Here is a 25907-nt window from a genome sequence, read left to right on the forward strand (position 1 = left end):
CCCCGTGAGGCGGTGATCCGCAGGTGACGCACGGCAACCCTCACTCGATCACCAGCCGGACATCCCAGCTCTGCAGGCCGCTCATGGGCAGGAAACTGCCGTCGTCGCGGCCGATCTCGCGCGCGATGATCGCGTTCAGCTTCGCGTTCAGCGCCTCGATCAGGTCCAGATTGGCGTCGCCGTCCGCCGCCAGGTTGCGCAGTTCCCCCGGGTCCTCGACCGTGTCGAACAGCTCCAGGTCGTTGTAGGACGTCAGCGCCTCGACCGTCTCCGGGAGATTGTGCTGGCGCAGGGAGAAGTAGCGCGCGAACTTGTACCGGCCGTCGTAGAGGCAGCGGATACCGGATCGTTTGGTCAGGTCCATCGGCACCTTGCCGATCGCCAGCTGCTTCCCCTCCGCCGTCAGCGCGTCACTTCGCCGGATCGCCTGGACTTTCCCGAGGTAATCGCCGTCGGCATAGGTGAACATGCTGAAGCAGTAGAGGCTGTCCTCTCGGATCGCGTCGACGGGCGCGGCTTCCGGTTGCGACAGGAGCGGGGAGAAATCCACGCCCTGCCGCTTGCCCAGGATGGCGTCACGCTGCTCGGCGGCAAGGCCGGTCAAGGCCAGCAGCGTCGGCGCCACGTCCAGATGGCAGGTCAGCGCCTCGCATGCCGATCCGCCCGGATAGGCCGGGTGTGCCACGATCATCGGCACGTTGATCTGCTCGCGGTACACCGACGATCCCTTGCCATGCATGCCATGCGAGCCGCCGAGTTCGCCGTGGTCGGAGGTGAAGACCACGATGGTGCTCTCCGTGAGCCCCAGGCTGTCGAGCTCGTCCAGCACGCGCTGCACGTGACGGTCGCTGTCGCGGATGCAATTGAAATAATAGTCCTGCAGCTTGCGCCAGCGGCGATCCTCGTCCGCAAAGTCGCCGACCAGCGCCGCGCGGGCGCGCTGGTACTCCGCATGGGCCTGCGGACGCCCCGGCTCGTCGAACCGCTGGTGGCGGTTGGCGGGCAGCGGGACGTCGGCCCACTCCGCCTTGTAGAGCTCGTTCTCCGGCGGTTGCGCCGGGTTCATCGAGACGCCGCCCTCGTTGATCGCGCCCGTCCACTGGACCTGCTCGTCCGGCCGGTCGGTGTCGATGAACATGACGTCGTGCGGATTGACCAGGTTGAGCGCGAGGAACCAGTTGCGCCCCGCCCGGCGCAGCGACTGGCCGGTGCCGCGAAGCCAGTTCACCGTCTGGGCGGCGATGATCTCGTCGTACAGATAGCCGCCTTGCGACCAGCCGATCGCATCGCCGATGCCGTGATAGTCGCTGAACCCGTACCGCTCCATCACCTGGGCGAGCCGGGGTTCGGTGTGGATGCCCCCTTCGAACGCGGCGGTCAGGTGCCATTTGCCCTTGTAGACGGCGTAATAGCCCGCCTGCCGCATCATCGACCCCAGCGTGCCGAGCGCCGGATCGAGGTCGTTGGTCATCCACGGCAGGCCGAAGTTGTCGAACATGCCCGTCACCGGCATGTGCCACCCCGTGTAGAGCACGGAGCGGGAGGACGTGCAGACGTTGGAGCAGTTCTGGTGCCGGTTGAAGCTGGTGCCCTCGCGGATCAGCCGCTCGCGCGCCGGCACGGGGAAGGGATAGCGGCCGAAATGCCGCTCCTGATCGACCACCACCAGCAGGATGTTGTAGCCGCTGGGAGGCGAGGCGGGCGGATGGATCGTCATGGGCGCTCCGATGCCAGGGGCACGCTCCCAGCTGGCGGAGCGGCGCCCGGGGAAAGAAGATCCACCGCAAGGCGGCGCCTTCGTTCCGCCGCCTCGCCGGTGGTTTATTGTGTACCAGGCACGCCCCGGCCAGCCGAGGCGGCTGCCCCGCGCGACGGAGGCGGTGCGAAGCTGAAGCAGCCGGGCGGCCCCGGTTATCGGGTGTTTCCACCAAATGTCGGGCGAGCAACCCCCAGCTAGCCAGGCCGGAACGCGCCGCGATACACCCGATGCCGTCCGGGCCGGCGACCTGCGCCGCGCCTCTTCGACCCTGCGGGTGGAGTTGCATCGTGACGCTGCATTGCGCATCCTGGCTCGGTTCGATGGTCGCCGCCGCGGCGCTGGCGACGCTGGGCTGCACCGCGGCCCACGCGCAGGATCAGGACCAGGACCACCCCTCCACCGACATCGACGAACTGGCCCGCAGGGTCTCGAATCCCGCGTCCTTCATGATCAGCGTTCCGGTCCATTCGGAACTCAGCATCGGCGGCGACGACACCGGCAACTCCCAGCACTATCTGCTGGACGTGGAGCCGGTGCTGCCGTTCCGGCTCACCCCGAACTGGAACCTCATCTCGCACACCGACTTCCCGCTCGCCTATGCCGATCCGGCGGGGCCGCGCGGGGGCGTCTTCGGGCTGGGCGACATCCACCAGACGATCTCCTTCACGCCGGCGGGCCACAAGGGGTTCATCTGGGCGGTCGGCCCGCAGGTCAGCCTGCCCACCGCCACCAGCAGCAAGCTCGGCTCGGGCAAGCTTGCGATGGGGCCGTCGGTATTGCTGCTGAGGCAGAGCGCGACGATGACCTTCGGCCTCTCCGCCGATCACCTCTGGTCGATCGCGGGCAAGGACGACCGCGAGGATATCAGCGCCACCGAAGTGCAGCCCTTCGTCGCCTGGCACATCGGGCAAGGCCGCACGATCTCGACCAACGTCGACGTCGGCTACGACTGGAAACACAAGCAGTGGGAGCTGCCGGTCTCGCTTTCCTATTCCAAGGTGCTCAAGATCGGCGAGCAGGCGCTGAGCATGTCGATCGGCGGCAAATACTGGTTGGAAAGCCCGACGGGCGGGTCCGATTTCGGCCTCAGGATCGGCGCCGTTCTGCTCTTTCCTCAGAAACGCTGAGTCCGTCAGCGCGTCGCGGCGTCCGAATTGTGCGGTAGTGCCGCCCTCGACGCAGAACCCCAAGTACGGCCAAAGTTCTCAGCCAGCGCCTGTTCCATCAGGCACAAGTACTGGACAGAGAAACGAGATGTCATAATACCCGCCATGCGGCGATGCCGCTTGGGGGGATGTCAACATGATCCGTTACGTGTCGCGGGCGCGCAGCCGCCGTGTGTCTTTCGCGCTTGGCACCAGCACGCTTGCTTTGGGCTTCTTGCTGCCGGCCGCCGCACAAGCGCAATGCGCGCCGGAGCCGACCGCCGCGAACGAAACCACCGTCTGCACCGGTACGGACAGCGACGGCATCCGCGTGACCACGCCGGGGACCGGCGTGCGGGTAGAAACCGGGGCCGCGGTATCCAACACGAACGCCTCCGCGATCGCCGTCGACGTGCCTGTCAGCGGCGGCTTCTCTCAGACGGTGTCGATCGACGTTCTCGGCAGCGTTTCCGCCTCCGGACACGATGCGATTGTGGTCGCGTCGGGAACGCCAACCTCCGACACCTACTATAGCCGCCAAGAGGTGACGCTGACGCTCGGCGAAGGTGCCAGCGTCACGGGCACCACTGCCCTTGCGCTCGTTCAATCCCCCGGAAACGCAGACGGGACGGTCGTCGCTACGGTGAACAATTCCGGCACGCTGATCGGAACGGGCGGCGTCGCCCTGCTCGGTAACGTGATCTCGACTGAGAACGGCTATCCGGCGCAGCTTACCCAGTTCTCCACCATCACCAACCGGGCGAGCGGCCGCATCGTCGGTGGCATTCTGGGTCCTGTCGAAACCCTTTCGAACGCGGGCAGCATCGACGGCGGCAGCCGCAGCGCGCTCGAAACCAACTATGCGGATGTGACGAACAGTGCCGGTGCCACGATCCGTTCCGCCTCGACGGGGGCGACTATCTCCGGCGGCGACGCCTATTACTTGACCGTCGAGAACGCCGGCACGATCGAGAATTCCGGCGCGGGCGGCGCCTTGTCGGGCGGAACGGTGCGCGTCATCAACGAAGCGGGGGGCCGGATCACCGGCAGCATCACCGCCGCGACGTCGCTCGATCTCGTCAACGCCGGCACCATCATTGGCGACATCATTGGCGGCTGGGATTCGAACACGATCGATTCCACGGCTGGGCGAGTCGACGGCTCGCTCACCCTCGGGGATGGCGACGACACGTTGATCTCGCGGTACGTCGGCAGCCGCACCCTGGCGACCGGTTTCAGCGGCACCATCGGCGGCGGTGGCGGCGAAAACACCCAGCGCGTGCAATTCGCGACCGACACCAGCGTGACCACCCCGATCGATCTGGCTACCGGGTTCCAGCAGCTCGTGCTGGCTGCAGACGCCGGTGTCACGGCCACGCTAGAAGCGGGTTTTTCGACGCCGCGCGCACTGGTACTGGGCGGCCGTGGCACGGTGGTCAACCGCGCGACGATTGACCTCGTCGGGACGGCCGTGACCGATCTAGGCTATTCCTTCGGCAGCAGCGCCTGGTTCCGCAACGAAGGATCGATCACCGCTTCGTTGCGCGGCGACAACTACGAAGGCGGCGTCGAACTCAGCAATAACAACTTTGCCAACACCGGCAGCCTGACCGTGTACGGCGGCACCGGCGTGTCGATGTCGTACAACGACATCGACAACAGCGGTACCATCACCGCAACCGGCAAGGCCGTGAACGTCTTCGACGGGGTACTGACGAACAGCGGGACGATCGTCTCGACAGGTGGGATCGGCGTCGATCTGTACGGCAACACCGGCTACACCGGGAGCAACAGCGGTACCATCCGTGGCGCCACCTTCGGTGCGGTGATCGGGGTCGACTTCACCAATTCCGGTACGATCAGCTCGGCCGAAACCGGCGTTCAGGTCAGACCCTACGGCTTCTTCGTCAACGCCGCGGGTGGCGTCGTGTCGGGAGGAACCGGCCCCGCCATCACGGCGTACGGCTTCAACGCCGGCGTTGCCAATGCCGGAGTCATCAACGGCGACGTGGTCTTCAGCGGCATCGACTCACCGGGCAGTGACCTCGTCTACCTGGCGCTGCCGGGTGGTATGCTCAACGGCAACCTGATCCTTGGCGGGGGGGCGACGCTTGTCACCGACCTGGTCAACACCGGGCCTGGCGCCTTCGCCGGCATCTCGGGGACGGTAACCGCCGGCGCTGCCTCCTCGCTCCGCTATGCGGTCAACGCCGATGCGAGCGCGACCTTGCCCGCCGGCGCCGTAGGCCCCTTCAGCACCGCCGGCTATCAACTCGCCAACGGTGCCACGCTGTCGCTCACGGCGCCAGCCGGCCAGGTGCGCACGCAGTCGTTGCTGCTCGCCGGCAGCGGCAGCGTCGATCTCGACGCGGACATTTTCGAGACGACGGGCGCTGCGGCCGCACTGACGTCCGTGCCCTCGATCCCCTATCCAGGCGCGCCGAACGTGGCAGACGGCCTGTCGATCGTCAGCCGGGGCTCGCTCGCCATCAATGGCGAGGGTGCGGACCCGTATTCCTGGTACACCAGCGGCGTGGTCAGCCTGTCCATGGCGGACAGCTTCACCAACGCGGGCGTCATCACCGTCAACGATCCCATGCGCCATGGCTTGGCGGGCGTGTTCCAGGGCGCCAGCGTGACCAACGAAGGCCGGATCCTGCTGGATGGCGGCAACGGCATCGCGGCCTTCGGGACCGTCGTCAACACCGGCACCATCGAGCAGCTGGCGGGCGGGCTGGCGGGGAACGGCGTAACGTTCGCGAGCGGCAGCCTCGACAATCGCGGCACGATCAAGGTCGATGGCAGCGCCGTCCTGGTCGGCTCGTACTTTGGGTCCGAACCGGTCAGCGTGACCAACTCCGGCACGCTCGCCTCGACAACCGGTCCCGCCGTCACGAGCACGGACACTTTTTATCGGCAGTTGACGCTCACCAATCTCGCCGGCGGCACCATCGCCGGCGGCAACGGCATTGCCGTTCAGGTCAACGGTGCCGTGCTGCGCAATGCCGGCGTCATCACCGGCACCGTCGATCTCGGATATCGCGCGCCCAATTATCCGGGCGACACTTCACGCTCCTACCTCAGCAGCACCTATATCGCCGATGGTGGCACGATCCTGGGCGACCTGCTGTTCGGGGATTGGAGCGATCGCTTCGTGGTGAGCAGCGCCGGAGGTGCTGTCAGCGGCATCATCGACGGTGGTGAGGGCATGGACCTGTACATCCATGGTCTGGCGACCAGCGGCATCGTCACCTTGGGCATGTCGAACGTCCGCAACTTCGAGGGGCAAGGCGTCGAGGTGCTTGGCACGGACACCGTCGCCACGATCGAGAGCGATGTGCCTGTTGCGGAAGTACTCTATCTTTCCGGAGATGGTCAGATCGTCAACACCGCGACGATCGAAGGCGGCGTATATTCCGAGTCGATGTACAACGACCCGTGGGCACCGGCCGTCCTGCTCACGTCCTTCACCAACCAGGGCCGGATCGACGGCGGCTTCTTTGCCGCGACGCAGCGCTTCGCCAACAGCGGGTCCGTCGGCAGCGACGGGTTCGACGGGCAAGCCGTCGCGATCTCCCAGAAGGCCGCGCTCGACTTCACCAACAGCGGCAGCATCGCCAGCAGTGGAGACGACCTTGCGGTCCGCCTCTATGCGCAGGACACGCTGGCGATCACCAACAGCGGCCAGATCACCGGTGGGGGCATCGATGGCGAGGTCATCAGCCGCGAACCGGTGGAGGGAGTCACCGCACCCGCGCCGGCGCCTGCGATCGTGATGACTAACGCGGGCACCATTTCCGCTACCGGAGACAATCCCGCCGCTGCCGTGTCGCTGGCCGTCACCAACTATGCCAGGCTGGAGACCAGTTCGGTCACCCTCGACAACAGCGGCACCATCGAGGCAGGCATGGCCGGTGGCACCGCGCTGTCGATCAGCACCTTTGCCCGCTTGACGGACACCGGCGTCAAGTCGAGTGCTATCACCATCAACAACTCGGGCACGATCCGCGCCAATGGAGGCGGCATCGCGTACGAGGCGAGCTATTTCAACCCGCCCTATACGGTGCCCGCGTCGGCCATCAGCGTCGGCGCCTATGCAGGCGGGACCATCGACATCGCGAACGCAAGCGGCGGGGTGATCGAGGCGACCGGGCCGCTGTCCACCGCCATTGCCACCTATGCCGGGGCGCTGGATCTCACCAATGCGGGAACGATCCGCGGCGGTGCCGGCAGCACGCTGGCAAACGATGACTATCGCGCGCTGCAGAACGGCACCACCTATCTCGCAGGGGCGGTCCAGACGATCGGTGACGCAGCCGACAGCGTCATCAACACCGGCACCATCATCGGCTCGATCGCGCTGGAAGGGGGCAACGACAGTGTCGAGAACCGCGGCACCCTTCGCGGGGACGTCTTCCTGGGCGCGGGGGACGACAGCTTCCTTCAGCAGGCAAGCGCGATCCTGGAGGGCATGGTGAACGGCGGGGACGGGACCGACACGCTGATCATCGACGCGACCGGCGGTGGCACGGTTAATGGCGACCAGTTCGTCGATTTCGAACGCTTCAACCAGGTCGGCAACGGCAACGTCACCTATGCCGGCACCTTCCACTTCGACACCATCGGCGTAAGCGGCGGCACCGTCACAGTGGCGGCAGGCGAGACGCTCACCAGCAGCGGCGCGACCGCCATCACCGGCAGCGACACGGACGAAACGGTCGTCAACAACGACACCATTGCCGGCTCGGTGACGCTGGCAGGCGGTGCCGACCGCGTGGTCAACAGCGGTGCGATCACCGGCTCGGTCCTGCTGGGCGACGGCAAGGACGAGTTCGTCGAGGGCCTCGGCAGCAGCGTCGCGGGAGTGGTCGACGGCGGCGCCGGCACCGACCTCTACACCGTAGTGCTGGCGGGCGACCGTAGCGGAATCACCGCGCGCACCAGCTTCGAGCAGCTCCGCCTGGAAGGCACCGGGACGCTCACCCTTGTCGCCGACCAGAACTTCGACTCCATCGCACTCGCCGGCACCAGCCTCGACCTTTCGCTCGGGGGCTATACCGTGGGCTCCGTCAACGGCTCCGACGCAGCGGAGACGCTGACGATGGCGAGCGACATCGCGCGGGTGGCGCTGGGCGGCGGGAACGACGCGCTGGCGCTCGATACCGCGCGCCCCTCGGGCATCTATGACGGCGGAAGCGGCAACGATGCCCTGCGCTTCACCGCGAAAGGCCCGGTGACGCTCGCGGGCACGGCGGTCCATTTCGAGACCATCTCGCTTGCAGGCGACGCGCTGACGGTCGCCGGCACGCTTGGCAGCACGGGAGACACGCTCACGTTCGGCGGCGGCGATCAGGCACTGACCGCCACCCGTGGCGGCACGCTTGGTGGCACGATCGATCTGGGCGCCGGCGACGACAGCTTCCGCCTCGCGGCCGGTGCCATGCTCGCCGGCACCGTCGCGGGCGGCAGCGGCACCGACGCTGCCACCCTGGAGTTGGAGGGCGAGCGCACGCTTGACGGCCGCATGCTGACCGGCTTCGAGATGCTGGTGACGGAGGGCCGCGGCCAGCTGTCGCTCAGCGGGACGCACAGCCTTGCCGCCATCGTCGCCAACACCGATCTCGCCATCGCCACCAACGGCACGCTGCGCGACGCTCAGGTCCGGTTCGGTGGCGGCGACAACCGCTTCACCATTGCCGGCGGCTTTGCCGGGTCGGTAGACGGCGGCGCGGGCAACGACCGTCTCTTCGTCTCGGGCGGCAGCCAGGCAGCCCCGATCGCGTTCGGCGATCTGCGCAACATCGAATCCTATACCCAGACCGCCGGCTTCGCCCAACTTGCCGGCACGGCCTCGCTCAGCGCGGTCGAACTCGTCGGCGGCCGCCTCGTCGGACAGGCGGGCTCCGTCCTAACCGCCCCGCAAATCCTGGTTGGCCGCAGCGCCACCTTCGGCTCGGCCGGCACGATCAACGGCGATGTCCTGGTCGCGGGCACCCTCAGCCCCGGCGCCTCGCCCGGCACGATGACGATGAACGGCGATGTCACGCTCGCCAGCGGGTCGACCTCGCTGTTCGAGCTGTCCTCGGCCGTCTCCGACACGCTGGTCGTCAACGGCAGCCTCTCGATCGCGCCAGGCGCGACGCTCCAGCTGACGAAGATCGGAACCCTGCGTCCCGGCAAGTTCTACACGCTGGTCACCGCGACCGACGGCATCAGCGGCCGCTATGCGACGATCCTGAAGCCCAGCGACCTGTTCGGCTTCGTCGTGCACCGCGCCGACAGCATCGACCTCCTGGGTCAGTTCGTCGATACCGGCGACTTCAGCCCGCAGGTCAGCCGCAGCATCGCCTATGCGAACCGCACGCTCGAGGTGCAGGGAGCGGACAGCGCGCTGTTCGATGCGCTGCCGGCGCTGCTCACCAGCACCGACGGTTCCAATCCCGCGGCCTTCGCCCGCCTGACGCCGGAACCCTATGCATCGGCGACCCAGATGAGCGTCGACAACGCTCTGGGGCTGGTCGATGCGGTGCGCGGCCCCTCCTTTGCCGCCACCGGCGAAGGCCCGCGCGCCTTCACCTTCGCCTCGGCACTGGGCCAGTGGCATCGGCTGAGCGCGGATCCGACCGCCGGCACCTCGGCTGCCCGGACCCATGGCTACGGCTTCCTCGGCGGAATCGGCTATGGCGACGCGCACTGGAGCGTCGGCGCGTTCGGCGGGTATCGGGACAACCGCCAGACCATCGATGCGCTCGGCGCCCGCACCAAGGCGGACGGCGTGGTCGCGGGCGTCCAGGGCCGCCTGCGCACCGCAGGGGGTCTGGGGCTCAGCACTTCCGTTCTCTACGATGGCGGTCAGGCGACCACCACGCGCACCCTGCCCGTCGGCTCTGCCACCGGGCGCTACGATCTGCACGCCTGGACGGGCGATCTCAGGGCCAGCTACGAAGTCGCGCTACCCGGCGATTGGGCCGTGACGCCGCAGATCGGTCTCACCTATCTGCGCGTGACGCGGGACGGCGTGGCGGAGGCGGGCGGGAGCCCCTTTGCACTGGCGGTGGCGCGCAATCGTCATGTCGCCGGCTTTGCCGACGGCGCGATCGCGTTCGGCCGCAGCGAGGATTCGGGGGCGCGGTTCCGGCCATTCGTTTCACTCGGCCTTCGCTATCAGATCGAAGGGCTGCGGACCGAGGCACTGGGCGGCTATGCGGGCGGTGGCATGGGCCTCGAGGCGCTGGGCGCCGCCCGGTCGCGGATGGTGGGCACCGCCTCGGCAGGCGCGGCCTATCGCCTGAAAAGCGGTGTCGACCTGTTTGCGACCGCCGCGTCGCGGACCGGCAGCGACGATCACCAGGAGTCGGTCTCGGCCGGCGTGCGGCTCAATTTTTGAGCCGCACGCTCCGACGAAGCACAGGCGCCCCGCACGCGGCCTGATCGGGCCGCGGTGCAGGCGCGCTCGTTTTCGCTCGCCGGAGCGATGCCCGCCGGGATCTAGAAACAGCAGCCAGGCAGCGGCCGCGGCTCAAGCTGCGGCGCGAACTCGCCCAACGTGTGGATCACAGTAGAATCCAATGATGCGCACCCCGCGCATCGCCGCTGTCTGCAGGCTTCCGGAATACAGTGTTGTCCTCGATACCCGGGGGGACTCCCGGGCAGCAATTTCAAAAGGCGCCGAGCTCTTCAAGCCCCTCACCAGCCTCCGCCCGGAGCGCGCCGAAGCCTCGCTGACCGCCTGTCGCGGCCTGGATCGAAGCAGTTCTTCCTGTATCGCGCGCGCCAGAAGCGCCACGGCTAGCCTCGCAAATGTGACCTTTGGCGATACCGAAATGCGCTCGAACAAGTGCCAGATCGCACCGGGCGGCAAGCTCGTCCGAAAGTCCCGGATCAATGTGGATGTAGGTCAGCTTGGGGCGCTTCCAGCAAGCCGGGCGGCCGCGGGCCGTCAAAAACGATGCGCAGTCGGATCGCATCGAAGAGCCGGGCGCCCTCGCCTCGCCTTCGCTGTCAAAACAGGTGAAAAAAACCGGCCTTCCCGAACGCGCGTAGCGCGGGAAGAGTGGTGCCAGAAGAGGACTCACATGCGCCGACTATCGTTTTGATTAAAGGCGCCTATCCGGAAATTAGGGTACGGTTTTCTACCCCGCTTCTACCCTCAAGCCGCTTTCTTTGGACGGGTCGATGCCAAAAGCACCCTGTCCTGAGCCGCCGCCTTCGCCTGCACCGAACCGTGTAAATGCTGCGTCGAGTTGTCAACTATCCTCCACGGTTTGGACGCTCGCCATCCAGCTTAGCGCGCGCCGCTCAGAGCGACGCTGCTGGACGTCGTGCCGACTTCACTTGCTCCAACCTATCGCGAGTTTGGGTGAAAGGCGAAGTCCGGAGTCGCTGCCTATCTCTAATTGCTTGAACGTCTAAGCCAGCGGAAGGCTGGGAAAGGGCCTCTCCGGAACGGAGTTGGTGTTGTGGGCTGCGGAAGGGTGCTGCAATTTTTTGCTACTTCGAGCACCTCACGGTTATAAGCCGCCTGAAAGCCAGCCCACGATCGATCGTATCGAGCCTAAGGGTAATCCGCCCCGGGTCGCTCGCCTTCGTTCAGTGGCTACGACAGCCCCATTGAACATCATAGGAATGGACAGCCATAAGGTCATGGACGGCATTGCGCCGTCACCATGCGCGCGCCCTCTTGCGGCCGGCGCCGGCATCGGGAACATGTTGAAACGACAAAGCTAGTGCGCTTTGCGTGTTTGGGGCGGGATCGGATTTGAAGAACAGCTTTTCGGGCATTCGCGATAATCGCTCGCGCGGCTCGGTTCATGAGTTTGTGACCTCGACGGTTCGGCCGGGGAGCAAGCTATCCATCGTTTCGGCCTACTTCACCGCTGCGGCTCACGGTGCTCACCGGGAGGCTCTTGATGCTACGGGGGCCGTGCGCTTCCTGTTCGGCGAACCGCGTTTTCTGTCCATTGCCGACGCGGATGCGCTTAGCCCGCCAGCCTTCGCGATCACCGAGCAGGGATTGTCGCTCACTGAGCAGCTTCGCGCCCGGATGGAAGCATACCGATGCGCGAACTGGATTCGGGCCAAGGTAGAGGTGAGGTCGGTCCGCCGCGCCGGCCTGCTTCATGGTAAGATGATTCACGTGCACGATGGCGCACGCGAGCACGCGCTGATCGGCAGCTCCAATTTCACGCTTCGCGGCTTGGGCTTCACCGACAAGCCGAACCTGGAGCTCAACCTGGTCGTGGACGGCGACCGAGACCGGGCGGACCTTCTCGCCTGGTTCGACGAAGCGTGGAACGACGACACGCTGACGACCGACGTCAAGGCGGAGGTGCTTGCGCGCTTGGAGCGGCTGTACACCTACAACGCGCCTGAGTTCATCTACTACAAAACGCTGTTCCACCTGTTCGAGAGTTACCTACTCGATCAGGACTTGGAGGGGCGTGGGACGGAAGCGCTGACCGACAGCGCGGTCTGGAACATGCTGTTCGATTTTCAGCGCGACGGGGTGCGCGCGGTACTCGGCAAGCTCGACCGGCATGACGGCTGCATCCTTGCGGACAGCGTGGGTCTCGGGAAAACGCTGACGGCGTTGGCCGTGGTGAAATACTTCGAGTCCGCCCGAAAGCGGGTGCTGGTGCTCGCGCCCAAGAAGCTGCGGGAGAACTGGACGGCGTACCTGTCGAACAACGCGGAGCTGAACCCGCTCAAGCCCGACGGTTTCCGCTACGACGTCCTGTCGCACACTGACCTGTCGCGGGAGACCGGGCACGTCGGAAACGTCGATCTGTCGACGCACGACTGGTCAGATTACGACCTGGTCGTCATTGATGAGTCGCATAATTTTCGCAACGCTGGCGGCTCGCGCTATCGGCGACTGATCGAGAAAGCCTTGCAGCCCGGCGTACGGACCAAAGTACTGCTGTTGTCCGCCACCCCGGTCAACAACGACCTCCTCGACCTGAAGGCGCAACTCGACCTGGTCGCGCAGGACCGGACCGACGCCTTCCAGCCACTTGGCGTGCCCAACCTTCCCGGCCTGATCGGCGATGCCCGCCGAAAGTTTGCCGCGTGGTCCGCCAGGGGCGGCCGCGATCCGATGGCGCTGATGAACACGCTACCGACGGGTCTGACCACCCTGTTGGACGGCGTGTCGATCGCGCGGTCGCGCCGCCATATCGAGCGTCACTACGCCGCGTCGCTCGACCGCATCGGACGATTTCCGACCCGCGAGCGGCCTCAATCCATTTTTGTCGAGATCGACCGCGCGCGCGCCTTTCCCTCGTTCGCCGAGGTGGATGCGGGCATCAGCGGCCTGAAGCTCGCGCTCTACAATCCGTTCAGCTACGTGCTCGACGAGCACAAGGCGCGGTACGACGAGGCAGGGCGCAGGCCATCCGGCTTCGACCAGGCCAACCGCGAACGTTACCTGATCGCGATGATGAAGGTCGGCTTCCTGAAGCGGCTGGAGAGCTCGATCGCATCGTTCGGCCGGACCATGGACCGAATGGAGGCGCGCATCGACACGCGGCTTACTGACATTGCTCGGCTCCGCGCTGAGATCGCGGAGGAGAACACGGGCGGGAACGAGCCGTCGGATGCCGAGGAGCTGGACGGCGACGATGAACTCGCCGGCGCGTTCGAGGTCGGACGCGGCTTGCGGTACGACTTGCGTCACATCGATGTCGAGCGCTGGGCGACGGATCTCGCCCATGACCGGGAGCTGATCGCCCAGCTTGCGGCACAAGCGCGCGAGATTTCCCCGGAGCGCGACGCAAAGCTGGCGGAGCTGAAGGCGCTGGTCGCTGACAAGGTGGCGAACCCGACGCGCAACCGAGACGGATCGCCCAACCGGAAGCTGATCCTTTTCACCGCCTATACCGACACCGCCGCCTATCTGTACGAGCAGCTCCGCCCCTTCGCCCAGGGGTTGGGAGTAGAGGTCGGCTTGGTCGCGGGTAGTCGCTGTGAGGCCACGTTCGGCCGGGCGCGATTCCAGGAGGTGCTGACGAACTTTTCCCCGCGGTCGAAGCGGCGTGGGGCGCTGAAGGCATTGCGGCAGGACGGCGAGATCGACCTGCTCATCGCCACCGACTGCATTAGCGAGGGTCAGAACCTCCAGGATTGCGACCGGTTGGTGAACGTCGACATTCACTGGAACCCGGTGCGCCTCATCCAGCGCTTCGGTCGGATCGATCGCATCGGCGCGGTGGCAGACAGCATCCGTATGGTCAATTTCTGGCCCACCGCCGACCTGGATCGCTATCTCAGCCTCAAGGACCGCGTGGAAGCGCGCATGGCGCTGGTCGATCTTTCGGCGACGGGGGAAGATAATCTACTGGCGGAGGCGCGGACCGCGGCGGAGGCCGACCTGCATTGGCGCGACGGCCAGCTCCGCCGCCTCCAGGACGAGGTATTCGACCTGGAGGATGCCGGCCACGGCGTCGGGCTGACGGAGTTCACGCTCGACGAGTTCCGCGCCGACCTGCTCCACCATGTTAAGCAGCACCGCGACGCCCTGGCGGATGCGCCGTTCGGCCTTCATGCGATCGTGCCTTCGCACGTGGAAGGCGGAAGGCTGGAACCAGGCGCGATCTTCTGCTTGCAGCGCCGTGGTGAGCCGGATGGAGGTTCGACCAAGGTCGCTCCGCTCGATCCATTCTACCTGCTATACGTTCGTGACGACGGCTCTATCCGGCACGGCTTCGCGCAGCCGAAGACCGTACTGAATGCTTTCCAGGCGCTTTGCGTCGGACGGAATGCGCCGATCGAAGAGCTGTGCGCCGCGTTCGATCGCGAGACCGAGCAGGGTGCGCGCATGGAGCGATATACGGGGCTGGTCGAAGCGGCCGTGCGGTCGATCACCGGGGAGTATGGCGCACGGGCGCTGGGCGCACTGGCGGCCCTACGCGGCGGCAAGCTTGCGAACCAGGAAGCCCAGCCGAAAGGGACAGAGGACTTTGAACTCGTCACCTGGCTGGTGGTCAGGGCGGAGGAGACCCGATGAGCGCGCAGGTCGAGCGCCGAGTCGCCATTCGATCCGCCCTGCTGGCCGCTGACGCCGGACCATGGCGCGAGCGCGCGGCCAGCATATTGCGGGCGCTGGGTTACGACAGCCCCAAGACGCTGGATACCGGCGGAAAGCCCGCCAGCTTCGCGCAGGCGCTAGAGATCGATGCTGCCCGGCTGCCACGGTTCGACGAGTGGCGGTCGCTCGACCTCGTCTTCCAGCTCACCGGGGATGAGCTGCCGGCGCTCAGCCGCGGCGCGGAACCCGGCACCGGCGATCGGGTGCAACGCGGCGCGATCGACTCGTTCCTGTTCGTGAGCGCCGATCTGGCGGGTGCGTGGCGGCGCAAGGAGCTGACGGACGCCGTACGCGTATTCAATCGCGCCACGTCGATGCCCGCCATCCTCCTGTTCCGTCACGAGGGAGAGGACGGGTCGCCCCGCGCCACTATCGCGGTGATCGACCGGCGCGACCATCGACGCCTTCAAGGCGCGCAGGTTGTCGACGGGCGCATCAGCCTGATCAAGGACATCGACCTTCGCCAACCCCATCGCGCGCATCTGGAGATCCTGACCGATCTGTCGTTAGGCGCGCTCGGCTCCAAGCGGACGATTGCGGATTTCCGTACGCTATACGACGCGTGGCTCGACACCTTGTCCGCGGCCGAGCTCAATAGGCGCTTTTACGGCGAGCTCGCCAACTGGTTCGCCTGGGCGAGCACGCTCGACAGCGTGAGGTTTCCGAAAGGTCAGGGGAACGGCGAGGGCGCCAAGGAGACGGCACTTATTCGGCTGCTGACGCGGTTGATGTTCGTTTGGTTTATCAAGGAGAAGGGGTTGGTTTCGCCCGCCTTGTTCAGTCGGGAGGGCCTGGAAGCGCTGCTCACCGAGCCGCCCCACGAGCATGGGGAACGCCACAACTATTATCTCGCGGTCCTTCAGAACCTGTTCTTCGCGACGCTTAACACCGAGTGGGGAGAGCGGGCGTGGTTGTCGCGATCGAGCGAGCGGCGATCGGCCGATTTCTTCGGCCACAATGTGTTTCGGCACCAGGCCATGTTCCGCGATCCAGAACAGGCGCTTCAGCTGTTCGATCACGTCCCCTTTCTAAACGGCGGGCTCTTCCAATGCTTGGACGTGCTGGTCGAGCCGGGCGATCCGCGCGAGAAGCTCGCGGAGCGCGAGGGGCAGGCGCTGATCCTCCGGGTCGACGGATTTTCCGAGAAGGAAGCCAAGCAGCCGCGCCTGCCCAACCGGCTGTTCTTCGGCGGCGAAAAGGGTGTCGACCTGTCGGGCTGGTACGGCAGGGGCAAGCCGAAGGACGTCCCCGGCCTAATTGAGCTCTTCGAGCGCTACAAATTCACCGTCGAAGAAAACACGCCGCTTGAAGAGGAGGCGGCGCTCGACCCGGAGCTGCTTGGCAAGGTCTTTGAGAACCTGCTCGCCTCCTACAACGAGGACACGCGCACCACCGCGCGCAACAAGTCGGGCAGCTTCTACACGCCGCGCGAGGTGGTCGACTTCATGGTCGACGAAGCGCTGGTGGCGTGGCTCATGCCGAAGCTGGATGGCGGAGCAGGGGACGCGGAGCGGGGCATGTCGCCCGCCGCGCCGACCTTCGATCTCGGCCCGTCGCGCAGTGAGCTGGCGCTTGAGACGAGCGGGACCTCGGGTCAAGCCCGGGGTGATGAAGCGAGAAGCGCCTCCACCCCCACCGTCACCCCGGCCTCCGATCCGGGGTCCCGCTTATCGGCCATCGAGGCCAAGCTTCGCCACCTTCTCTCCTACGCCAGCCACGATCACGACTTCTCGCCTGCGCAAGCCGACCAGCTCATCGCCGCCATCGAGGCCTGCCGCGCCATCGATCCTGCCGTTGGTTCGGGCGCGTTCCCGCTGGGGCTGCTCCAGAAGCTGGTCCACGTCCTGGGGCTTCTCGACCCTGGTGGAGAGAAATGGAAGGCGCGCAACCGAGCTTCGTTTGAAGCGCGACTGGCGGCGGCGGAGGCGATGCCCTCGCCGTCCGACCGCGAAGCCGAGCTGGCGAGCGCGACGGAGGCGCTCGCGGCGTTCGAACGCGCCTACGCCAGCGGCCACACCGCCGATTACACGCGCAAGCTCTACCTGATCGAGCGCGTGCTCCACGGCGTCGACGTGCAGCCAGTGGCGGTGCAGATCACCAAGCTGCGCTGCTTCATCAGCCTAGCGGTCAGCCAGGTGATCGACGACGGCCGGCCCAATCGTGGGGTGACGCCGCTTCCCAATCTGGAGACCAAGTTCGTCGCCGCGAACACGCTGACCCCGCTCCACAAGCGCCAGGGCACGCTGGCGAGCCGTGAAGCGTTCGCCAAGCAGCGAGCGCTGCGTGAAGCGAGCCGCGCCTTCTTCGCCGCCGCCAACGGCGCGGCCAAGCGGCGCGCGCAGGAGCGGATCAGGGTTCTACGCCGGGAGATCGCCGACGAGCTGGCGGGCGCGGACGCTTACCCGAATGAGGAGATCGCGGCGCTGGCAAAATGGGATCCGTTCGATCCAAACGCGTTCGCGCCCTTCTTCGACGGCGAATGGATGTTCGGCTTGGAGCCGCAGGCGAGCGAGGGCGGCTTCGACCTGGTGCTCGCCAACCCACCTTATGTGCGCCAGGAGAAAATCGAAGGCTTCCTGATCAACGGCCAGCCGGTCGTCGCCAAGCCGCAGCTCAAGCGCGACTACGCCACCTATGCCGGCACCGCGGACCTGTTCGTCTACTTCTACGAGCGCGCGCTGCGGCTGCTGAAGCCGGGCGGTGCGCTCGCCTTCATCACGTCCAACAAGTGGTACCGAGCTGGCTATGGCAAGTCCTTGCGCGGTTGGCTGGTCGAGCAGGCGCGCGTCCTCAAGCTCGTCGACTTCGGCGACGCCCCTGTATTCGAAGCGATCGCGTACCCCACGATCCTGATCGCGACGCGCAAGGTCGCGCCCGCGAGGCCGGCCCCGTCCGAGACAATCCGGGTGATGAACTGGACGGCGGGCGAGCCGGTCGAACGCTTTCCGGAGCGCTTCGCGCGCGAGGCATTCGACCTGCCCCAGGCGGCGCTGGCGTCCACGAGTTGGCAGTTCGAGCCGCAGGCCGAGCGCGACTTGCTCCGCCGCCTCCGCGAGCGCGGTATGCCGCTCGCCGAGTGGTGCGGCGGGCGGTTCTACTACGGCATCAAAACCGGGTTGAACGACGCCTTCGTGATCGACGGCAACAAGCGCGCCGAGCTGATCGCCGCCGACCCGGCGAGCGCCGAGATCGTCAAACCGTTCCTGCGCGGCCGCGACGTGAAGCGGTGGCGGGTGGAGTCAAAGGACCTATGGCTAATCTTCAGCCGCCACCGGATCAATATCGATCGCTATCCGGCGGTGAAGAGACATCTAGAGCAGTTCCACGAGCAGCTGGAACCCAAACCAGCAAGCTGGCCTTCTTCCAAGCCTTGGGCAGGCCGAAAGGCGGGCAGCTACCGCTGGTATGAAATCCAGGACAATGTGGCATACTGGCAGGAGTTCGAGCAGCCAAAAATCATCATTCCTGCAATCGAAAAACGTGTCGCCTACGCCAGCGACGACGGCACCTATTTCAGCAACGACAAGACCAGCATCGCGGTGACAGACCGCCCGTCTTATACGCTCGCCGTTCTCAACTCGTCCGTCTCGTGGTGGATCACTCGACAGGAGTTCGCGTCAAAGCAGGGCGGCTTCTACGAGTTCAAGCCGATGTACGTCGGCAAGCTCCCCATCCCGCCCGCCACTCCCGAGCAGGAGGCGCTGGTCACGGCCGCGGTGGATGCGATCCTGGCCGGCGCGGGCGAGCGCGCCCGGCTGGAGGCGCTCATCAACGCCTTCGTCTACGAACTCTTCTTCCCCGAAGACCTCGCCGCCGCCAACCTCTCCCCCTTCCGCGCCGCCCGCAACGCGAACTTGGAGGCGCTGACCTCGCTGACAGGGCTCACGCTTGCGCAGGCAGCCGAGAGCTGGTCCCGCCAACTCGCCGACCCCGCAACCCCGCTCTACGCAACGCTATTCGGCCTGCGATCGCTGGAAGCGGTTCGCATCATTGAGGGGGTGTGATGCCGGTTCGGGTCGATCGTATCGTCGTATCTGATTTCCGTGCCTTTCCGGCGCTTGCGCCGGCCGACATCCGGATCGGCGGATGCAACCTCCTGGTCTACGGTGAGAATGGGTCAGGGAAATCCTCCATTTACCGCGCGTTGCGTGGCCTGTTCTCGACCGAGGAGCAGGACATCCTTTCGTCGCGGAACGTGTTCACAGACCCGCCGCAGCCTAACGTCCGCGTCACCCTAACGGATGGGAGGGAGCTGAGTTGGTCCGCGGCTGGTCACCCGGGTCAGGACGTGCACGATATCGCGCGCCGATCCGCTTTCCTCAGCCATACGCGGCTTGCCGAGATGAACACCGGCGCCACACCTGACGATCGGCCTAACCTGTTCAAGGTGGCCGTGGAACGGCTGCTCGCCGATTACGAGGCCACCATTGGTGGGACCGGTCAAACGGTTGGCCAATTATGGACGGCGCTAAACGAAGCGCTCGCCCGCCGGGAGCAGTACGCCGGCAAATCAGGTCTGCGGCGCTACCGAGACCACGCGGACGTCGTCGAGCGCGCATTGGCCCGCTTCAATGACGGCATGAATCAAGCGGTCGGCGCACTCGAGGGGCACGCCAAAGCCCTGCTCCGGCGGCTACTCGACGTGTTCGGTCGCGATTCTCTGGAGCTGATCGGGCTGACCTACTTCGGCGTCACTTACGACCGAAAGGCGGACAAGCTCGGCAACGAGACGCTAACGGCGCAGGTCCGCTTCCGCACCCACGATCCGGGTGCGCCTCAGCGCTTCCTCAATGAAGGCCGACAATCCGCGCTCGCAATCTCGATCTACCTCGCGGGCCGGCTCGCCTCGGTTCCGGTCAACGATGACCTGCGACTGTTGGTCCTCGACGATCTGCTAATCAGCCTCGATCATTCGCATCGCCGCCCCGTCCTCGACGTCGTCGCGGACTCGTTCAAAGGCTGGCAGATCATATTGCTGACTCACGATCGCTTCTGGTTCGAGATGGCGAGAGAACAGCTGCTCAACGAACCGTGGAGATCAGTCGAAATCTACGAGAACACCGATGGAGATGGCCTGCTTCGCCCACTTGTGTGGGAAAGCGCGGACAATCTGGTCGACGAAACGCTCAAACAGGCGAGCCACTTCCTTCAAACCAATCAACCTGCCGCCGCGGCAAATTATGCCCGGACTGCATGCGAGCTGACCCTGCGACGCTACTGCAAAAACCATGGCATCCAGTTCGCGTACACAGACGAGCCCAAAAAGATCAAGCTAGACGAACTGCTTCGCCGTGCAGAGGCGCATGGAGCCGGTGATCCAACCCATGTCGCAGCTTTCACAGAGGTAAAACGCTACAAGAAGCTGATACTCAATCCTCTTTCGCACGATCCGACACAGCCTGTGTCGAAAGCCGATGTCCAGGCGGCCATTCTCGCCGTCAAAGGTTTGGTGAAAATCTGTAAGAGGTCGTGAGAGACTCGGAGGATCGACGCGTCGCAACGCGCAATCCACCATCGAGGTGTTCGACGGCAAACGCTCGGCCGCCTTCGCGCCAGGTGCATCGATCGGAGCAGTCGACGCTCTTCCCGGAGAAGTCTTGCGCGCCATCAACGGGGAGGTTTTCGGAGACGAACTGGACGCCCTACCCGACCGCGCACGATCTTCGCCCATGTTTCGCACGACTGGTCCCGGTTTGTTGGTAGCACCGCCGAACGTGAGGCTTGCGCGCGCTCGGCTTCGAAGATCATAGAGGGAACATCACGACCGGAGCTAATCTTAGATGCCTGACGGCGAACTGATCCTGTACCAGACCGAGGACGGGCTCGCCCGCGTGCAGCTTCGCGCTGCGGACGGAACGGTGTGGCTTACCCAAGCCGAGATCGCTGAGCTGTTCGACACTAGCAAGCAGAACGTCAGCCTGCATCTGCGCAACCTGTTCGATGAGGGCGAACTGGTGCAGGACGCAGTTGTCAAGGAATCCTTGATTACTGCCGCCGACGGAAAGGCCTATCGGACGGCGATCCATAACCTCGATGCCATCCTGGCGGTCGGCTATCGCGTCCGCTCCGAGCGCGGAGTCCAGTTCCGCCGCTGGGCGACTACCCAGCTGCGCGAGTATCTGGTTAAGGGCTTCGTGATCGACACGCGGCGGCTCTCCGATCCGGAGCCGTTCGATTATTTCGACGAGCTGCTCGAACGCATTCGTGAAATTCGGGCGTCGGAGAAGCGCTTCTACCAAAAGGTCTGCGACCTGTATTCGACCGCCTCCGACTATAACGGCGACAGCGAGCGGGCAAAGGCGTTCTTCGCCGCTGTCCAGAACAAGCTGGAATATGCCGTTACTGGAGCGACCGCGCCCGAGCTGATCGTGGCCCGCGCGGACGCAGCCAAGCCGAACATGGGGCTGACCGCGTGGAAGGGCAGCCGCGTCCGCAAGGGCGATGTGACCACCGCCAAGAACTACCTTCTAGAAGAGGAAATGACGCGGCTGAACCGCATCGTATCGGCCTACCTGGATATCGGCGAGGAAATGGCGAGCAGGCGACAAGCCATGACTATGGCCGATTGGGAGAGCCGGGTGGACGAGTATCTGCGTTTTCTCGGCCTCCCGGTGCTCCAGGGCGGCGGCAAAGTGAGCCGCGCCCAGGCTGATACGATCGCGCACCAGCGGTACGAGCGGTTCGACGTCGCCCGGCGCGATGCGGAGCGGCTAGCGGCGGACGCGGCCGCCGAGCGCGATCTGAAAGCGATCGAAGCGCAAGCGGCGCGATTGGCGAAGCGGAGCCGCCGATCGGACGGGACCTTAGACTGAGGGGGAGGATGAATGCGTCCCTACGCGAAATCCATCATAGAGCTGTTCGACGGCAAGAAGCGCTATCTGATTCCGCTCTACCAGCGCCAATACGCCTGGAAGGTGCAGCCGCAGCTCGAGCTGCTGTGGGAGGATATCGAACGCGCCGTCATGCGGCTCGCGTCCGATCGGGTCGGCGCGGCGCCGCATTTCATGGGCGCAATCGTGATCGCGGAGATCAAGACGTTCGACAAGCAGGTCCGCGCCTATGAGGTGATCGACGGGCAACAGCGGCTCACCACCTTCCAGCTCCTGCTGGCCGCGATCCGCGATGTCGCGGCCGCGCACGGTTCCGGCTATGCGGCCGAAATCGACAAGCACCTGCTTAACGACGGCGTCATGGAGACGCCGCACGTGGAGCGGTACAAGCTCTGGCCGACCGCGACGGACCGCCGCGCATTCGTCCATCTGATCGACTCCGCCGCGGACCTCGCCAAGATCGCCGCACCGTCGATCGAGGACGGCGACGGAGTCCGCCCGGCCGCGGCTGCGCACGCCTGGTTCCGCGCGCGCATTGAGGAGCATGTCGGCAAGGACGAGAGCTTCGACGAGTTCCGACTGGAGAAGCTGTTCGAGGCGCTGAAGAGCGGCCTAGCGGCGGTGTCGATCGAGCTGGAGACCGGCGACGATCCGCAGACCATCTTCGAAACGCTGAACAGCCGCGGCGTCGATCTCACCGCCGGCGACCTGATGCGCAACTTCATCTTCCAGCGCGCCAAAGGTATGGGACAGAAGGACGGCTCGCTCAGCATCGACGATCTATATGCAACCTACTGGTTGCCGCTGGACGGCTGGTTCTGGCGCGAAGGCGACACGCGCGGCCGCCTCACCCGTCCACGGCTCGATTGGCTGCTGGTTGACCACCTCGCGATGGAAAAGGCGGATCTCGTCTCCGTCGACCAGCTCTTCGAGAGCTATCGCCGCTGGGTTCTGACTAAACAGCCGTTCGCGGACGTGACCGCGGAACTGAAGGCGATTTCCGAAAGCGCCGCCGTCCACCGCTGGGTTGCGGAGCAGGGCTCCGGCCTGCTCGGACGTTTCGGGCGGTTCGCCCAGGCGTTCGACGTTTCGACGGCGATGCCGCTTGTACTGTACCTCGTCACGGGAGCGAAGCTCGATGGCGCAGGCCTAGAAGCCGCGCTTGGCATGATCGAGTCGTTCATCTTGCGCCGCGACATCTGCGGCCTGCCCACGGGTAATTATAACCGCCTGTTCGTGGCTGCAATCGAGCGTTTGCGGACGTCGGTTGGCTCCACCCTTGAAGAGCTGCAGCAGTACCTGTCGAGCGGCCAAATCGACACGGCGCGGTGGCCAGCGGATGACGAGTGGAAGCGAGCTTGGCTCGGTCACGATCAGTACAAGCCGAGCCGCCAGGGTCGCCTGCGCTACCTCTTCGAGGCTCTTGAGCGCGCCAAGCGGAGCGTGCTGAACGAGGATATCGAAATTAAGTCGGCGCTGACGGTCGAGCACATCATGCCCCGTAAGTGGAGGCAGCACTGGCCGGTTCCCGGTTTCGACCACCTCGCGCCTGGGGACGTCGATGTCGACCAGATGATGCGCGAGACGCAGCGCGAGCAGTTCGTCAACAACATCGGCAACCTGACTCTGCTGACGTCCGCGCTAAATAGCTCCGCCTCCAACGCTCCCTTCGAAATCAAGATGCCCAAGCTGAGGGCACAGACAAGCCTCGCGCTCAATCGCGAGCTGAACGCCTACGATCATTGGGACGAGACAACTATCACGCACCGGGGCGCCGCCTTGTTCGAGGTGGCTCGGAAGATCTGGCGCGCACCGTCCGGTTCCGTGGCAGCTCAGGCCGCCTGATTGGTATAGAAAATCGTGCTTCAAAAGCGTCCGACCGGAACGTCGGCGCGGCACTTCAGGCGCTGCACCACAATCAGCTTAGGCGAACATCTTCGCGTTCGTTCTCATGCACACCTTACGCGGCGACGCCGCAGGTTAAGTAGCTGCATATGCAAGCCATTAGCCGTTATACACAACCATTCATTTCGTTAGACGGCGTTATACTTGCGCAAAGCGTTGCAATCGGCCGCGTTTGGCGGGCCCGCTCAGGTGAGCCAAAGCGTTTTCCTACAGCCTTTTAGGGTGCTACGTCGGGCCTGCCTTGCGATGCGCGACAATTCTCCATCCGATTGATGGAGACGTGAATGCCACACCGTGAAACAACTATCTCCCGGATGAGCGGCGGTGCGCCCTTCGAGCTCAAAGTCATGGCTGAGGATGTCGCTTCCGATGCGGAATAAGCTCCCGCTGCAGGCGCCCACCGAGGCTCCGGCGCCGCCTCTGGAGCCGATCGCTGTTCGCATCCCAGAAGCCATGCGGCTCACCGGGATCGGGCGATCCAAGCTCTACGAGCTGATCGCTTCGGGTGATGTCGAGACGGCGAAGATCGGCACCTGCACGCTGATCACCTTCGCCAGCTTGAGACAGCTGATCGAGAAGGCACGAAGGTGACGGACGGCAAGCTCAACGCCTGCCGAACGCTCCCTTCAGGACCTTCCCGCTCGACCGGATTTCGTCGAGCTGGTCGGACCAGGACTGCATCATCCTGACGCGCTCCTCCCAGTGTTCGCCGCGCGCATAGGCGCGGCGAACACCATTGCCCTCGACGTGCGCGAGCTGCCTTTCGATCGCATCCGGGTGCCACTTGCCCGTCTCATTGAGCAGCGTGCTCGCCATCGCGCGGAAGCCGTGGGAGGTCATCTCCTCGCCCGTATAGCCGAGCCGACGGAGCGCCTGATTGAGCGTGTTCTCCGACATCGGACGACGCGAGGTGTAGAAGCTCGGGAACACGTACTGACCCGCGCCGGTGATGCCACGAAGGTTGGTTAGGATCTCCAGCGCTGGATCGAAAGCGGCACGCGATGCGGCCGGCGCATCTTCATCTTGTTGGCCGGGATCGTCCCGATGGCGGCGTCTAGATCGATCTCCGACCACTCGGCATGGCGCAGCTCGCCGGGTCGCACGAACAGGTGCGCGGCCAGTTGAAGTCCCGCCCGTGTCGTCGCATGGCCGGTGAAATCGTCGATCGCGCGGAGCAGCACGCCGACCTCAACCGGGTCCGTGATTGCCGCGCGGTGGGTCACCTTTGGGGTGATCAGAGCGTCGCCCAGCGCGGACGAGATATCGTGCTGCGCCCGTCCGGTAGCGATGGCGTAGCGGAACACCCGGCCGCTGACGCTCCGCAGTCGGCGGGCGCTCTCATAACGACCGCGCCCCTCGACGCTGCGGAGGACGGCCAGCAGCTCCAGCGGCAGAATGTCGGCGATCGGACGGTCACCGATCAGCGGATAGGCGAAGTCGAGTAGCCACCGGATTTTGCCGAGCGTGACATCGGCTCGACCCTCCTTCTCGACCTTCGCCAGCCATTCCTCCGCGATGTCCTTGAACGTGGTAGCGGACGAGAGCGAAGCGATCAGCTTGTCCCGCTTCTTGCGCGCGAACGGGTCTTCGCCCGCGGCCAGTGCGCTTCGCGCCCTGTCACGTGCTTCCCGCGCGTCGGCGAGGCTGACCTTCGGGTATACGCCGAGAGCAAGCGTCTTGTAGCGGCCGCTCAGGCGGTAGTTCAGCCGCCAGTAGCGGCCGCCCTGCGGCGTCACCAACAGATAGAGGCCGTCGGCATCGTTGAGCTTGTAGGCTTTGTCCCGGACCTGCGCTTTGGACACGGCCAATGCTGAAAGAGGCATGAGGGTATCTCACTACAGAGCATACGATTTTTGATACCCTGAGCATACCCGATTTGTTCTCGGAAACCCAGACCCGCGGGCGGACGCCTACGGACCGGCAGTCCGCTAAACCGTCGGCTTTCTGAGGCTTTTTGGAAGCCGGCGGACGCCGGCGGAAGAACAAATGGTGCCCAGAAGAGGACTCGAACCTCCACGACCTTGCGATCGCCAGCACCTGAAGCTGGTGCGTCTACCAATTCCGCCATCTGGGCACGGGGTAGGCCGGCGCCTCTACGGGTCCCTGCCGGGGGTGTCAACAGCCCCGTTACGACTTTTTCCCGAGCGCTGCGTTTTTTCGCACCGGCCCGCGCTCCCTTGCCC

Annotated in this window: 10 protein-coding genes, 1 tRNA gene and 1 pseudogene; 8 read left to right on the forward strand and 4 right to left on the reverse strand. The window is 65.3% G+C overall.

Features of this window, described 5'->3' with window-relative positions:
* Window positions 1-40 precede the first annotated feature (40 nt).
* A complete protein-coding gene (locus ABDZ92_RS03915; protein WP_125961248.1) occupies window positions 41-1717 on the reverse strand; it encodes a sulfatase family protein in 1677 nt (558 codons plus the stop codon).
* A 329-nt stretch (window positions 1718-2046) separates the two neighbouring features.
* Here ABDZ92_RS03915 and ABDZ92_RS03920 point away from each other — a divergent pair, with 329 nt between their 5' ends.
* Both ABDZ92_RS03920 and ABDZ92_RS03925 read left to right on the forward strand, forming a co-directional pair.
* Window positions 2047-2886: a transporter family protein gene (locus ABDZ92_RS03920; protein WP_125961250.1), complete on the forward strand. Its 840-nt coding sequence runs from the start codon at window positions 2047-2049 to the stop codon at window positions 2884-2886.
* A gap of 175 nt (window positions 2887-3061) precedes the next feature.
* Window positions 3062-10291 carry an autotransporter outer membrane beta-barrel domain-containing protein gene (locus ABDZ92_RS03925; protein ID WP_206432218.1) on the forward strand — a complete coding sequence of 2410 codons (7230 nt, stop codon included), beginning with the start codon at window positions 3062-3064 and terminating at the stop codon, window positions 10289-10291.
* Window positions 10292-11752: 1461 nt separating this feature from the next.
* Here the strand turns inward: ABDZ92_RS03925 and ABDZ92_RS03930 are convergent.
* A complete protein-coding gene (locus tag ABDZ92_RS03930) occupies window positions 11753-12025 on the reverse strand; it encodes a hypothetical protein (RefSeq protein WP_343761735.1) in 273 nt (90 codons plus the stop codon).
* On the opposite strand from ABDZ92_RS03930, the gene ABDZ92_RS03935 reads away from it, so the two are divergent.
* From ABDZ92_RS03935 to ABDZ92_RS03960, 6 genes are all read left to right on the forward strand, one after another.
* A complete protein-coding gene (locus ABDZ92_RS03935; RefSeq protein ID WP_343761729.1) occupies window positions 11948-14908 on the forward strand; it encodes an SNF2-related protein in 2961 nt (986 codons plus the stop codon). The two genes, ABDZ92_RS03930 and ABDZ92_RS03935, sit on opposite strands and share 78 nt — an antisense overlap.
* Window positions 14905-18993, forward strand: a complete 4089-nt coding sequence (locus ABDZ92_RS03940) for an Eco57I restriction-modification methylase domain-containing protein (protein WP_125961254.1) — start codon at window positions 14905-14907, stop codon at window positions 18991-18993. Before ABDZ92_RS03935 ends, ABDZ92_RS03940 begins: the two co-directional genes overlap by 4 nt.
* The gene (locus ABDZ92_RS03945; protein ID WP_125961255.1) at window positions 18993-20462 is read left to right on the forward strand and encodes an OLD family protein; all 1470 of its coding nucleotides are present in this window, start codon (window positions 18993-18995) and stop codon (window positions 20460-20462) included. The genes ABDZ92_RS03940 and ABDZ92_RS03945 overlap by 1 nt, the downstream gene beginning before the upstream one ends.
* A 307-nt stretch (window positions 20463-20769) precedes the next feature.
* Complete coding sequence (locus tag ABDZ92_RS03950; RefSeq protein WP_125961257.1) at window positions 20770-21801, forward strand: virulence RhuM family protein; 1032 nt, start codon at window positions 20770-20772, stop codon at window positions 21799-21801.
* A 12-nt stretch (window positions 21802-21813) separates the two neighbouring features.
* Window positions 21814-23664: a DUF262 domain-containing protein gene (locus tag ABDZ92_RS03955; RefSeq protein ID WP_125961259.1), complete on the forward strand. Its 1851-nt coding sequence runs from the start codon at window positions 21814-21816 to the stop codon at window positions 23662-23664.
* Between the two features lie 429 nt (window positions 23665-24093).
* The gene (locus tag ABDZ92_RS03960; protein ID WP_125961261.1) at window positions 24094-24315 is read left to right on the forward strand and encodes a helix-turn-helix domain-containing protein; all 222 of its coding nucleotides are present in this window, start codon (window positions 24094-24096) and stop codon (window positions 24313-24315) included.
* A gap of 12 nt (window positions 24316-24327) precedes the next feature.
* Here the strand turns inward: ABDZ92_RS03960 and ABDZ92_RS03965 are convergent.
* Together ABDZ92_RS03965 and ABDZ92_RS03970 are read right to left on the reverse strand one after the other, a co-directional pair.
* Window positions 24328-25547: pseudogene (locus tag ABDZ92_RS03965) on the reverse strand (tyrosine-type recombinase/integrase).
* A gap of 164 nt (window positions 25548-25711) precedes the next feature.
* Window positions 25712-25798: transfer RNA gene (locus tag ABDZ92_RS03970), tRNA-Leu, on the reverse strand.
* Window positions 25799-25907: the final 109 nt, after the last annotated feature.

The sequence above is a fragment of the Sphingomonas molluscorum genome, from assembly GCF_039522995.1.
Lineage (GTDB): Bacteria > Pseudomonadota > Alphaproteobacteria > Sphingomonadales > Sphingomonadaceae > Sphingomonas > Sphingomonas molluscorum.

Bases quoted from the DNA above. Each gene is read 5' to 3' on its own strand.
- ABDZ92_RS03915 (WP_125961248.1), bottom strand. From the start codon at position 1,717: ATGACGATCCATCCGCCCGCCTCGCCTCCCAGCGGCTACAACATCCTG.
- ABDZ92_RS03925 (WP_206432218.1), top strand. From the start codon at position 3,062: ATGATCCGTTACGTGTCGCGGGCGCGCAGCCGCCGTGTGTCTTTCGCG.
- ABDZ92_RS03935 (WP_343761729.1), top strand. From the start codon at position 11,948: ATGGAAGCATACCGATGCGCGAACTGGATTCGGGCCAAGGTAGAGGTG.
- ABDZ92_RS03930 (WP_343761735.1), bottom strand. From the start codon at position 12,025: ATGAAGCAGGCCGGCGCGGCGGACCGACCTCACCTCTACCTTGGCCCG.
- ABDZ92_RS03940 (WP_125961254.1), top strand. From the start codon at position 14,905: ATGAGCGCGCAGGTCGAGCGCCGAGTCGCCATTCGATCCGCCCTGCTG.
- ABDZ92_RS03945 (WP_125961255.1), top strand. From the start codon at position 18,993: ATGCCGGTTCGGGTCGATCGTATCGTCGTATCTGATTTCCGTGCCTTT.
- ABDZ92_RS03950 (WP_125961257.1), top strand. From the start codon at position 20,770: ATGCCTGACGGCGAACTGATCCTGTACCAGACCGAGGACGGGCTCGCC.
- ABDZ92_RS03955 (WP_125961259.1), top strand. From the start codon at position 21,814: ATGCGTCCCTACGCGAAATCCATCATAGAGCTGTTCGACGGCAAGAAG.
- ABDZ92_RS03960 (WP_125961261.1), top strand. From the start codon at position 24,094: ATGCGGAATAAGCTCCCGCTGCAGGCGCCCACCGAGGCTCCGGCGCCG.